This is a genomic window from Roseimicrobium gellanilyticum (assembly GCF_003315205.1).
In the GTDB taxonomy this organism is placed as follows: domain Bacteria; phylum Verrucomicrobiota; class Verrucomicrobiia; order Verrucomicrobiales; family Verrucomicrobiaceae; genus Roseimicrobium; species Roseimicrobium gellanilyticum.
Genome location: NZ_QNRR01000008.1, coordinates 331,890 through 344,789, shown reverse-complemented (window position 1 = coordinate 344,789; position 12,900 = coordinate 331,890). Strand labels below are relative to the sequence as shown.

General features: G+C 59.1%; 10 protein-coding genes. 4 read left to right on the top strand and 6 right to left on the bottom strand.

Annotation, left to right across the window (positions count from 1 at the left end; genetic code table 11):
- Positions 1 to 227: 227 nt before the first annotated feature.
- Positions 228 to 755 (top strand): DUF255 domain-containing protein, encoded by a 528-nt coding sequence (locus tag DES53_RS21745; protein ID WP_113960418.1) that lies wholly within the window; start codon positions 228 to 230, stop codon positions 753 to 755.
- Positions 756 to 809: 54 nt separating this feature from the next.
- Here DES53_RS21745 and DES53_RS21740 read toward each other — a convergent pair whose 3' ends face one another.
- A complete protein-coding gene (locus tag DES53_RS21740) occupies positions 810 to 1,706 on the bottom strand; it encodes an AraC family transcriptional regulator (protein WP_113960417.1) in 897 nt (298 codons plus the stop codon).
- Between the two features lie 114 nt (positions 1,707 to 1,820).
- On the opposite strand from DES53_RS21740, the gene DES53_RS21735 reads away from it, so the two are divergent.
- The 3 genes from DES53_RS21735 to DES53_RS21725 all read left to right on the top strand — a co-directional run bounded on the left by DES53_RS21735 (position 1,821) and on the right by DES53_RS21725 (position 4,083).
- Positions 1,821 to 2,651, top strand: coding sequence for an SDR family oxidoreductase (locus tag DES53_RS21735; RefSeq protein ID WP_113960416.1), 831 nt, complete (start codon positions 1,821 to 1,823; stop codon positions 2,649 to 2,651).
- Positions 2,652 to 2,741: 90 nt separating this feature from the next.
- Positions 2,742 to 2,960, top strand: coding sequence for a hypothetical protein (locus DES53_RS21730; protein ID WP_113960415.1), 219 nt, complete (start codon positions 2,742 to 2,744; stop codon positions 2,958 to 2,960).
- Positions 2,961 to 3,306: 346 nt separating this feature from the next.
- Positions 3,307 to 4,083, top strand: coding sequence for a peptidoglycan-binding domain-containing protein (locus tag DES53_RS21725; RefSeq protein ID WP_211325636.1), 777 nt, complete (start codon positions 3,307 to 3,309; stop codon positions 4,081 to 4,083).
- 251 nt (positions 4,084 to 4,334) lie between these two features.
- Here the strand turns inward: DES53_RS21725 and DES53_RS21720 are convergent, their stop codons facing one another.
- From DES53_RS21720 to DES53_RS21700, 5 genes are all read right to left on the bottom strand, one after another.
- Entirely contained in the window at positions 4,335 to 8,369 is a 4,035-nt protein-coding gene (locus DES53_RS21720; RefSeq protein WP_170157292.1) for a PVC-type heme-binding CxxCH protein, read from the bottom strand.
- Between the two features lie 1,099 nt (positions 8,370 to 9,468).
- The gene (locus tag DES53_RS21715; RefSeq protein WP_113960471.1) at positions 9,469 to 9,936 is read right to left on the bottom strand and encodes a VOC family protein; all 468 of its coding nucleotides are present in this window, start codon (positions 9,934 to 9,936) and stop codon (positions 9,469 to 9,471) included.
- Between the two features lie 40 nt (positions 9,937 to 9,976).
- The gene (locus DES53_RS21710) at positions 9,977 to 10,753 is read right to left on the bottom strand and encodes a DUF2071 domain-containing protein (RefSeq protein ID WP_113960413.1); all 777 of its coding nucleotides are present in this window, start codon (positions 10,751 to 10,753) and stop codon (positions 9,977 to 9,979) included.
- A complete protein-coding gene (locus DES53_RS21705) occupies positions 10,750 to 11,355 on the bottom strand; it encodes a hypothetical protein (protein ID WP_113960412.1) in 606 nt (201 codons plus the stop codon). The genes DES53_RS21710 and DES53_RS21705 overlap by 4 nt, the downstream gene beginning before the upstream one ends.
- A 141-nt stretch (positions 11,356 to 11,496) precedes the next feature.
- On the bottom strand, positions 11,497 to 12,600 hold the full coding sequence (locus tag DES53_RS21700) for an SAM-dependent methyltransferase (RefSeq protein ID WP_113960411.1): 1,104 nt from the start codon (positions 12,598 to 12,600) through the stop codon (positions 11,497 to 11,499).
- Between the last annotated feature and the right edge of the window lie 300 nt (positions 12,601 to 12,900).

Below are 12,900 nucleotides of genomic sequence, written 5' to 3'. Positions count from 1 at the left end.
TCATGCGGTACCTAGGGTAATGATATGGAGAAAGCCCGTCCACCAGTTTCGATTGGGCCGGAAACGACGCAACCTTGTGAGCCAGAATTTTGCATGGGTTGAAACACCCGGTAAACCATACTCATATAGCGCAACTAACCAGTCCCTCAGTGAATCAGTACCCCGGTGCCCATTCCACCGCTGCCGCCGCTCTTGTCATCCATGCAAAAACCAGGCACAATAGGCCCATGAAAATGCCATCATGCTGGTTACTTCTGGTGTCGTTCGTTTTGTCATTGGCGACAGTTCCGGCTCATGGTGCCGGTGAGAAGAAGGACTATCCGCCGACTGCCGCGCAAGACGCTCTGGAAGCTGCCTGCAAACAGGCCTCCGCGGAGTCAAAAATGGTCTTCGTGAAATCGGGCTTTCCGGAATGCGGATGGTGCCGGGTCTTTGACCGCTACCACGCCGCCAGCGATGTGCAGCAGATCCTGGGCAAGTACTACGTGGTCGTCGCCATCGATACCAGCTACATGCCGGACGGGCGGGCAGTGTTCAGCAAACTCGCCAAGCCAGGCGCGCCTTCCTGGGTCATCATCGCGCCGGACAAAACCGTGATTGTTGATTCGTATGCCACCGCAGGAAACGTAGGGTACCCCCTCCAACCCAAGGAGACAGAGCACTACACCGCCGCTCTCAAGAAGGCGACACCCAAGATTACTGACCAGGAACTGCAAACGCTCTCCCAGCAGATTAAGAAAGCGGCGGGGAAGTGAAGCCAGCCCATTTGCTCATCCTCTGCTCTGGAGTTACCATCGCCCTGTGGCACGTTAAACGCCCCGCGCAAACACACTCGGCGCACATCCCACCTTCTTCCGGAAGGCCGTGCTGAAGGCACTGGCGGATTGATAGCCAATATCCTCCGCCAGCTCCTCCAGGCCCACGTCTCCCCGACGCAGTACATCCTGCGCCAGGCTCATGCGCCATAGGGAGAGATACTCCATCGGAGCACAACCTACCTTCTCAGAGAACCGCGCGGCAAAAGCAGAGCGCGACATGCCCACATGTTCCGCCAGATTCGCCACGGTCCAGCCGTGTTGCACGCGAGCATGCATGGCTGCCAGGGCACGTGCGATAAGTGGATCACTCAATCCCGCCATCAGTCCGGCGGCCATGCTGCTGGGGTCATAGTCATGAGACCGCAGGGAGTCCACGAGCAGGACCTCCAGCAGCCGCGCCAGAATCATTTCACGCCCCGGCCTGCTTCCCGAGTACTCCTCCATGATGAGCGAGACAAGGCTCGAGAGGCGGCTGGTGTCTGCCTCCCCGGAGCGGAGATGAATCCTGCCCGGCAGCAGTGCTAGGAGAAGCTTCCCATTCACCAGCTCCGTCTCAAAGGTGCCGCCCAGCATGCGAAAGTCCGGCCTCCCCTTCTGCTCGCCGTGCCTCACTCCCATGCGCGAAGGAATACCCGCGACATGGCGCACCCCGGGCTTGCTGTAGAGCGCGAACGCAGGCGTGGACGTCAGCAGGAGAAAGTCACCCTTCTCCAACCGCAGCGGTGCCTTGCCTTCCAGCGCCAGCCAGCATTGCCCTTCCAGCACCACGCAGAAGCTCGGCTTCTCATGCGCGGCATAGCGCACACCCCACTGACCCTTTCCCGAGATGGGCTTGGAGAAGACCGCATGGGGTCGCAGCAGGGCGATGATGTCATCTAGAGGGTTCATACACTCATTCTGGACGCTTGGTAATGTCTTGCGGACTCCTAATTATGGTTCGTCCAACGGTAACAGAGTACACTGCGCCATCACAATCCAAATCAAAACGAACCAAATCAAATCATGAACAAAACAAGAACCCTCTTCATCACCGGCGCATCCTCAGGTTACGGCAAAGCCACCGCACAATACTTCCTCGACCACGGATGGAATGTGGTGGCCACCATGCGCAAGCCAGATGCCGGACTCTTCACCGCCACCGAAGGCCAACTCCAGGTCCTGCCCCTCGATGTCACCAACGCGGACAGCATCAACAGCGCGCTCTCCCAAGCCACTGCCACCTTCGGTCGACTCGATGCCGTGGTGAACAACGCCGGCATCGGCCTGCTGGGCGCATTCGAGGCCACGTCGGACGCGCTGCTGCGCGAAATCTTCGAGACAAACACCTTCGGCGTCATGTCCGTCTGCCGCGCCGCCATTCCCCACCTGCGCGAGCAAGGCGGCGGTGCGCTCATCAATGTCACCTCCAGCACGGCCATCGCGCCCATGCCACTCGTCGCCGTGTATGCCGCCAGCAAGTGGGCGGTGGAAGGCTTCACCGAATCCCTCTCGCACGAACTCGCGCCCTTCGGCATCAGGACACGTATCGTGGAGCCCGGCTATGCTCCCACCACCAACCTCGGGGCCAACGGTGCCCACCGCATGCAGGGCCTGACTCCCCCACCCTACGATGCCTTCGCCCAGGCCTACTTCGCCAAGCTGCAAAACTATCCCACCGCCTATGCCACCGAGCAGGACATCGCCGAAGCCGTCTTCCGCGCTGCCACCGATGAAGGCGATCAGGTCCGCTACCCCGCAGGCTCAGACACCAGGATGCTCGCTGAACTCCGCTGGTCCACTTCCGAGGAGCATTATATGGCCAAGGTGCGCGAGATGTTCGGAGTCTCGAGCTAACACACCGCTGAACAAACGTTCATCGACCCACTCAATAAACCCCCGAAGTTTTATCGATTAGCACTCTGCCTCACGTGGGGATGCCTTGCCGTGGAGTTGCTCTTCCTCCCTCTGAGCCTCCACCGCCTCACCCGCGCCGCTGCTTGGGCAGCTCTGGTACTCATGCATGCTGGCATCCTTCTCGTGGTGGACTTCGCCGACCTCAGCATCGGCATGCTCATGATTCACCTCTTCACCTCTTCACCTTTGACCGCACCTGGATACCGCTTTCGTGGATGGACAGGCTGCAGGCAGGGCAGAAGAGCGTGACTTTAGTGAAAGCATGAAAATGGAAATGGAGCAGGCACGATGACCAGATGGTGAATCATCAAGCCGCTTAGAGAGCGAAGATGCCTCGCGGCAACACCGGCAGATGAGGTCCCACATCCGAAGATCTGGCGTCGATCGCAGCTCTCAAGAACTGTCCCGTAGAGGCGATGCACCCGGGCCGGCCCGTGGCAACGCTCTGTTCCCCGGGGAACAGGCGACACAGGAACACCCACCTTGTGGGAACACGAAGTATTTTTCTCCTTGTCAATGTTACCATTTTCGCCATATGCTCACCATATTACCCAATGGTAATCCTGCAACAATCAACATCAAACCTTGTAGCGCCATGATCTATCCCACATCCTCCGTCAGCAAGGAGCTTGAGTTCAGCTCGAACATTTCCAAGGGCGCTTCAGGAATGAAGGCGCGCCGCGTGCAGGAGTGGCTCACGTTTCACAAGGTGCCAACTGCAATAGATGGTGAGTTCGGCGACGCCACAAAGGCGTGTGTCCATGTCTTTCAACAGAACAATGGCCTGGCGCAAAGCGGCGTGGTAAACCGCAATACCTGGGATGCCCTTGTACTACCTTTGCGTACTGCGGTGGAGGCGACTGTCCCAGCGGGTACAGCCCTGGATCAGGCCGTGCGTCAAATAGCCCAGGCACACCTGGACGAAGAGCCAAGAGAACTTGGTGGTGACAATCGCGGGCCTTGGGTGCGCGCTTATTGCGGTGAAGATGGACCCGCCATGCGCTGGTGCGCGGGATTTGTCACCTATATACTGAAGCAAGCATGCCATTTCACAGGCAAGCCCATGCCAGTGCAAGGTTCCCTCTCCTGTGATTCCCTCGCTTATCAGGCCAAAGCCAATAAGCGCTTTATTCCTGGGAAGGCCGTCCAAAACGGCTCGTCGCCCTGGAGCAGCTTGGGAAACTGCCAGATCTTTCTCGTTCGCAAATCCTCCACGGATTGGACTCACACCGGCTTTGCATTTGGAGGCAACAAAAACGTGTTCTCCACCATCGAGGGCAATACCAACGACGAAGGCAGCGCCAATGGCTATGAAGTCTGCCAGCGTACCCGCTCGCTCGACGCAAAAAAGGACTTCATCTACCTGGCCTGAACCGGGAGTTGTGCTTTCATCCTCGCTACTCACACCCTCCGGCAACCGAGCGCATGCAGGCCTGACACCCCACCCTGCCACACCTTCGCCCAGGCCTATTTCGCGAAGCTGCAAGAGTATCCCACCGAACAGAAAATCGCCGAAGCCGTCTTCCGCGCCGCCACCGGTGAAGGCGCACCTGTCCGCTATCCCGCTGGCCCAGACACCAAGCTACTCGCCGAACTGGCTGGTCCACGTCTGATCGCGCTGCACTACTCCAGCTGCGCCACCACCTTCATCTTCCCCCACATGATGACCCAGTGGCCGGGGAAGGTGCAGACGTACTCGTACTCGCCGGGGGTGCCGGGAGCAGTCAGTTGCAGACGCGACTTTTCGCCGGGCTCAAGCATCTTGCTGTAGGCGCTGTCGAGGATGGCGGGATGCTTCGGCACGTAGAGGAAGCCCTTCGCATCGGGTGTGGCGGGCATGGTCTGGGCGGCGGTGCCCACCTCGGCATGCGTGCCGCCTTTGCAGAAGATGATGTTGTGCGGCATGATGTCGTTGTTCTCGAAGATGACCTCGAATGGCTTGCCGGCCTCCACGGTGATCTCGGGTGTATCATACCTCATCTGCTCGCGCACGGTGCGGATGACGAAGACGCTCACGCCGAGCTCGCGCAAACTCTTGCGCAGAGCAGGGCCGGTCTCCGCGGGCAGCAGGGCGCACAGCTCCGTGCCGAAGCGTGAGACTTCCACATAACCCATCTCGGTGCGCTGATTCGCGGGCACGGTCTTGGCGTAGGAAAGGATGCTCTCCACGAGCGAAGGCGCAAGACTCTTGTCCCAGGCGGTGCGCGGAATCTGCATGGCGGCCTGCGCCACCTGATCACGGTATTCGCCCTTCAGCAGCACCTTGGCGAGAATGCCAAAGTTCTGCAGGCCAAACTCGGCGCCGGTCAGTGGCAGCGCGGCGATGGCGGCCTTGCGCACGAGCGGCGGCAGGTTCGTGCCGCCAGCAGCGTCTGTGGCGAAGGTTTGATACTTCGCACGGAGCACGGGATCCGGGATGATGACGATGCTCTCCAGAAGCACGGAGATGGTTTCGTGATTGTCCTGACGCTCTTTTGCAACCTTCGCGGGGTCACCGGTCATGGTCACATAGGCAGCCATGCCAGCGACGCGGGCGCTGCGCACGCCGTGGTCCTTGAAGGCGAGACGCGTGATCTGTGCCTCAGCGGTCTTGAGCGCTTGAGGTGAGCTGGAGGCGAGAAGTTTGCCCAGCTCTGCGGACACAACCGTATTCACCTGCTGGTCATCGAAGCGCATGATGGCGGAGACGAGCTCCACTTCGCGCGTGGTGCCAAGCAGCTTCGCGAGGTCCACCGCAGCAGCTTCACGCGTAGCGGCATCCAGCCCCTTGCGCTCCAGCTGGGCTTTCAGGACGCCTTCCACGCGGGGCGCAGCCTTGAGTTCGTCATTGGTCATCTGGCCCAGCACATAGGTGAGAGCGGCGGGATTCGCTTTCACATCAATGGCGGAGGGCGAGGGCTTCAGCGCACGCATCGTTTCACCCAGGGTGTAGGTGATGTAGTAGTCCTGCGGCTGCTTCAGCGCTTCGAGCGCCACGTTCGCGGCCTTCGGGTCCTTCGAGAAGCTGCAGGCACGCACGGCTTCGAGGCGTACGAGGGGATCCGGGTCGTTCGCGGCCTTGGTGAGGAGGTCGAGTGCATCCGGCACGCGGTCCTGCCAGTAGCAGAGCACGCGCACTGCGGCGGCGCGGGCCTCGGGCATTCCAGAGGTGAGCACACGATGGAGCTGTGGCATATCCACTTTGTTCAGGTACTGATACACCCAGAGTGCTTCCACAAGCTGATGCTCCTGGCTGGCGGAGGTCTTGGTGATGACGGCATCGCGCAGTGGCTTCACCCAGGCATCGAGCGCCTTGAGCACTTCCTCAGACTTCCGGGTGGAAAGTTCCTGCTTCACACGCTCGCGCACGCGGTACTCAGGAGCACTGAGGAGTTCGAGAAGCTTCTTGATGGGCTCGCCCGCCACTTTTACTGGCTTCACCAGCGGCTTCTCAGCATTCCAGATGCGCCAGATGCGTCCATGTTTATGGTCGCGGAGCGGGTCGCGGATGCTGTACTGCATGTGGCCGATGAGTGCCTCCGCCCAGTCCACGATGTAGAGGGAGCCATCCGGCGCGAACTCCATGTCCACGGGACGGAAGTTGGGGTCGCTGTTCAGCATGAGCGGATCGATCTCTGTGGCTTCGTAGCCGGAGTCGACGGCCTTCACGGTGTGATTGAGTGTGCCTTGCACACCGATGCAGTTGTTCAGCAGGAAGTTCCCCTGCATGTCCTCCGGGAAGTTGCGGCTGCTGACGAACTCGCAACCGCTGGTGGGACGCACACGCTTCTTCAGGAAGGTCTTCATGGAGGCGTGCTTCTCAGGATAGGGAAGCTGGCCGCTGAAGGCCGTAGCGAAGTAGTTCATGCCACCGCTCGCATCGGCGATGAAGGTCTGTCCCCACTGATCAAACGCGATGCCGTGCGGGTTTGCGTAGTTGTAGCTCACGAAGACGCTGAGCTTCTGGGTACGCGGCTCATAGCGGTAGGTGCCCGCGTTCGCACAACGCACCGGGCCATAGGGCGTCTCCACCTGGGTGTAGTGGAAGGTGCCTTCCTGGAAATAGAGGTCGCCGCCGGGGCCCTGGGTGAAGGCATTGATCACATGATGGCTGTCCGCGCTGTCGAAGCCGCTGAGCATCACCTCGCGGAAGTCGGCCTTGTCATCACCATTCGTGTCCTTCAGGAAGGTGAGATTGCGCTGGTCACTGACGAGAATACCACCGTCATAGAACTCGAAGGAGATGGGCAGGTGGAGTTTGTCGGCGAAGGTATTGCAGTAGTTCGCTTTGCCATCGCCATCGCTGTCCTCCAGGATGATGATCTTGTCGATGAACTCATCCCCCGGTCTCCACTGCGGATAGCTGGGCATGGTGCAAACCCAGAGGCGGCCCTTGGTATCGAAAGCCATCGCGGTGGCATTGGCGAGTTCGGGGAAGTTTTCCTCGCTGGCGAAGCACTCGACTTTGAAGCCCTTGGCCAGCGTGAACTTCTTCTGTGTTTCGGCCACGGTGGGAATCTCCGCACTGCTGCCCTCGGCCGTCTTGCTGGTCTGTCCCGTGTTCGCGCCGGCGTCTTTCTTGATGCCCGCGCCGAACCAGGTCTTCACATCGAGGAAGGGAGGCACATTGCTGTCGTCGGCTTTGTCGGAAACCTTCTCACCCTGTGCGAGCTTCCAGATGCGGGCATCGCGGTTGGCCACCATGACATCGAGCACCTCGCGCTCGCGCTGCATGACATCGCGATTGGTCTGGTCGCCATCGGCGAACTTCAGGCCGCTGCGTCCGCCGTAGACATAGTAGCTGTCGACGATGCGGTAGCGGTTGTACCAATGGAAGTTCTTGGATTCGATTTCGGCATGGAGGGCACCTCGCGAACCTTCGCTCTCTCTGATGAAATCGAAACGACGCTCATTCTTCAACTCCTCGGATGTGGAAAAGAGCGCATCTTGGAGAATCATTCCAAAAACCGCGTCACCCTCGCGCTTGAGGTGCACTCCATTGATGGTCAGTGGGAATCCATACCCCTTCGCACCCGATTCGAACTGCTTCTTTGCCAGTTCAAAAGCATTCCCTGATCCTTCAAAGACGTTGGCAAACACCACCCCGTTCTTCTCCGCCACTTCCTGCATGGCCTTGGTATACAGAGCGAGGCGTGCATTCAGTTCCTTCAGCGCATCGCCTGTGAGCAGATTGGGATTCTCCAAATCCTCCGCCGCCATCGGCGACACCAGCGCAATCCTCGGCGCGCCCTTGCCATTGTAGCTCTGGGCCTTGGTGTGCTTGATCCACTCCTCGAGGTCGGTTTTGAACTTCTCCAGTCCCGCCTCGCCCGCGAAGGATTCGTTGAAACCGAAGAAAGCAATGACCACATCCGCCTTGCTGAAAGTGAGATGTTCATCCGGCGTGCCGAAGCCCTCCGCGCGCGGGCGCAGGGCCACTTCGTCCGCGGACCAGGAGAGATTGCGCACCACGAGGTTGTGCTTGGGGAAGCGCTGGTAGAGGAGCGTCTCGAAATGGTTGTGCCCCGGGAACTGCATGCGCTCGGCGAGGGTATTGCCGATGATGCAGATGTGGTCGCCTTCGCGGATTGCAAGGGTTGCCGGTGCGGCGGTCAGTTGTGTGACTGCACTGCTGAAGCACAGGAATGCGGGGAGCAGGAGGGTCAGGAGGCGGTTCATGAGTAGGAAGCGGGCAACTTAATCACACGTAGCGGGAATTTTGGGACAGGACAAGGGGGACTGGGAGTTGATGGTCTATGGTTGATAGTTGATAGCCTGAGGGATGCTGGGTGCGGCGAGGTGCATTGGCTTCAATACAGCGCCGAGCGGAGCGAGACGACTGCGAAGCAGCCCGGAGGGTGAGGACGAAGGACGAATCAAACACGGAGACGCAGAGGAACTTCGGAGACTGAGGAATACAGGTCGTGGTGCGGACGGAAGGTTTGGAAAAGAATCAAAACTGGCAGAACGAACTATCGTTTTCGAGGCATGATGCTGATTTTGAGCGGGGAGGAATGGCCGCAAAGGAGCGCGAAGGGCAGACAGGATGGGTTGGGAAATTGAGGGGAAAGTCTCAGGGGGACCACATGGGTAGGAGCTGCTGCTGGTGGTACATGGCCTTTCATGCAGAGCGAAGAGGGTTGGCACGTCGGGGTTGGGGAACGAGGCGTCCCCCTTCCTTGGGCCTGGTGCGGGGCCGTGGGGAGATGGGTGAAGCGGGGGCTTCGGGAGCTGTGTGGGAGGAAGGACGGCTCAGGGAGCTTGCCTCATTTTTTAATCGACACAAGTGTATCTCCAATCGTGTGAAGCAATGCGAGGTGGACTGACACCGCATCTGATGGCAACGATGCTGGCATCACCTTCGGGATGCGGTGATTTTTCTCGCTTGCCCGGTGGTGTCGCTTCGCTCAACCACCGGCTACATGCTGCCATGCCTCCGGCATGGGGGCTGCGCGGTTTGGTCCATGCTGCGGTTGGTTTTTCGAGATGGGTTCTTTGGCGTGGCGTCCTCGCGAAGGGACTCGCGAGCTACGTTGGTGGGGTGCCATGGAGTTTGGAACGTGATGTCGAAAGTGATGCCTGCCCCTCCGATTGAAAGCGGTGTCGCGCTTGAGCGCTTGCCACACGCACTCCAAGACGCAAAGCGTGTTCTCTGTGTGCCAGACGCAAGTGAAGCGGGGTCTTGATTTGAGACGGCCCAGCTTCGCTTTCTTGATTTTTCAGACTGGCCATGTGTGCAGAGCTGGTCCCGGCATCAACGGAGGTGTGGAGTGGTGCGTTACCCGAGTTCCTCAGCAAGGCCGACGATGATACCCTCTGGTCCGCGCACGTAGGCGAGGCGGTAGATGTCACCGTATTGCACCACTTCGCCGACGAGTTCAGCGCCGTGGGCAACGAGGCGGGCGACGACTTCATCGATGCCTTCGACGGCGAACATGATGCGGCGGATGCCGAGAGCGTTCACCGGAGTGTTCACCGGGCCGATGCGGATGGGGTCCGGTGTGTGGTACTTGTCGAGCTCAATGCGCCCCTGGCCGTCCGGAGTGCGCATCATGGCGATGGTGGCGCGGACGTTCTGAAGATTGATGAGGCGCTCCACCATGGGACCTTCGACGATGGTCTCGCCTTCCAGTTCGAGGCCCAGCGCGATGAAGAAGGCTTTCACGGCCTCAAGGTCTTCGACGACGATGAGGATGTTATCCAGGCGTTTGAGGGTAGCGGGCTTGGGGGATGGGGTTTCGGGCATGGCTTCGGCGTGGGTGAGGGCTGGGAGAACTTGCGTCACTTCAAGTTGACTGAGGGGCACGATCCGCAGTATTGGCCGCCAACGGTTGTTCCGAGTTCATCGTCGGTTCGGAATGCCACTCATGCGGAATGTCCCGCATGAGCAACGCATGATCCAAAACGATGCTTCCGGCTGGGAATATTGATACGTTATCAAAGTAGGATGAGCGGGCAATTTGAATGGCGAGTGGTGACACCCGCCAATCGGACACCCTCAAAGAGAGACCGTCGAGCACACAGGAATCTGGACGGGCGGAATACCCGATACAGCCTGACTCGAAGAATTGGGAAGAGTCCGCCAGGGAGTTGAAAATGGATGTTTCAGGAAATACTTCGGTCTCACTTGCTTCAAGGTGGACGAGTGGCGCTTCGATGCCCTCTGCAAGGATTCGCAGCGAGATCCTTCCGTTGTGGTCATCGACCGTAAACTTCGAATAATGGTGAACGCCTGGAAACACCCGCCCTCCCGCAAGGGCATTCAGTCGAGAGCTCGTGTCGCGTCGTGGAATATAAACGCCCTGTTGTGTCCTCCCTTCATCATCCTCCCACTCAACGGCGATCCGATGAGCGGCATTTTCGCTGGTGATGCCAAACGATCCCGGAATCCCCTTGGGACGGATGCCCTCCAATCGAATGAGACAAACGCCTGCTATCGCATAGGCGCCGACCAGCTTGGGGCGAAATCTCGAAGGGAGCACGGATTGCGCGACATCGGGCGCGACTCTGTAGTTCAGCAAGATTCGCCGCCGAATGATTCCTGTAATCGCCGGGATTTTCATTGCTTCGGCGAATGATCAAGCTGAGCCAGCAATGGAGATTTCTCGCCGTTGGCACCAATGTCTTGCTCGGCTTTAGACAGTCTCCGAATTGCGTGCCACTCGACATTCAAGGTGGCTGAGCCATCTCCGCTATCGGATAAGCGCACGCAAGCTCCATACTGTGGATTTCCTGGAGAAACCATCCTGGCAGTCCGTCCACGATGGGGCTTCTTCAATATTTCAACGACATCACCAGTCTCGAAAGGAGCTCCATTGATTCGCTCCCGCCACCGGTAGACTGGCGGCAGGATACATGAGCCAAAAATGAGCGACGCGAAGTAGGCGATGAGTCCACCCACAAGAATCACAAATACCAGCACAAACGAAGAAATAGAGAAGCCAAGAACACCGAAAGTTGGAATGAAGTGAATGATGGATGTGGAAATTGTCGCCGCAACGAATCCTACTTTCCAGACCTTCGCCATCCAGTTTTCGGCGAAAACAACTTGGAAGGGAGTGGCTTTCATACTTCTGCTGTGCAGGTAGATAGTCTGCAATGATGCAGGAAAATCAACACCTGCATAGCTTTTCAGAACAACGTCGCGATGAGGCTCCGCACCCATTTGCCCACCACCGGGACTTAGGCAAGTCCCGCTCCTTGAACGAGGGCCTGCTCACCCATTGGAGAGAGAAATGAGTCTGCGCTTTGCAGGCAACACGTTTTGCTCAAACTTCATTCGTTGCTGCTTTCGCTGCTTTGCGTTTCAACTACCAAGCCGCCCCGCCACCACGCAAATCTCATCGCGGTTGCCGGGGAGGTGGGTGGCGCGGATGGGACCGGGGGCGAAGTCGCGGATGGCGGTGAGGTTTTCCTGGAGGCTGGCGAAGACGGCGCGGTCGTTGATCTTCAGCGTGAGGATGAGGAGGCTGGCCTGCACTTGGGCCTGCATCTTTTTCACGAGGCGAATCATCACGGCGGGGGCGAGATTCAGGTCGGAGATGAGGAGGTCAGCTTGCGGCGGGAGGAGATTGGGGTCCACCTCACCGGCGGGCATCTGGAGATGCTTGAAGGGAATGCCTCCTTGAGGAGTGCGGTAGTTCAGCACACGTGGGTCCATGGCGCCAGGGTCGATGCCCATGACGCGCATGCCACGCTGGAGCAGGGCGTAGCTCGCACCACCGGGGGCGCTGCCGAGCTCCACGGCGATTTTTCCACGCAGCGGGTGGGTGTTTTTCGTTTCAAGTCCGGCGAAGGCGAGGGCTTGCACGAGCTTCAACCAGGCGCGGGAGGGTGATTCCAAGGGAATAACGGCACGTGGGATGCCGCCGGGAGTGGGATTGGTGTTGGCACCGTGGCGGTGCCATCCGGCGAAGAATGGGGCAGCGAGATCATCTTCCACGATGACATCCAGCACGGTATCGCCCAACACGGTTTCGCTATCATCATCCATCGCCACACCGGCATCGCGCAGGGATTTCAGCAGGCGAGTGCGGAAGGCATCGATGCGGGACCACTCCTCCAGCGGGAGGCCGTCTTCGGGAAACTCACGCGGATAGACGTGCAGCTTGAGCGTGTGTCGTTTCACCTCGCCCAGTTTGCTGGCGAGGTCCGCGGCGTCTTTGCACGTGCCGATGGAGTGGCCGCTCATGCGGGCAAAGATGCCGGGCAGCACGAAGTCCGCGGTGGGCGGGACCTCACATTTCCAGGTGATGAGGCCGGGGCGCATGAAGGCGGGGCGGAGGCCTTCGGGGATGGATTTGGCCTCATCCTTCAGGGCCTTTTCCCAGCCTTGCTTGCAGGTGGCGAAGACGAAGGGAGCCTTGGGGGCAGCGTTTCCGCTATGAGAGTCAGGTGAGTCAGGTGGCATTTCCGCGTATGCAGATTTTTTTGGGGTTTCTCAGTTCGGCTCGTGGAGAATGCGCTGTTGCCCGGTGGTTGGGTGAGGAGTGGTGCGATCTTCTCCTGGACCCCTTCAGGGTCCTAGTTTTTTCTACATCTACCCAGGGTGTCGGTCGCTTAGGCTCCCTAACCCTGGGCTGGGCTCCCGCAGTCCTTCAGACTGCAACTTCGAGTCGGGTTCAACCCTTGGTTGGAGTGGCGTGAGCAGAGAATGGTGTTCGGCATGAATGATGAGGGATGGAACTGCCCCAAGATTCCTTATTTAGTC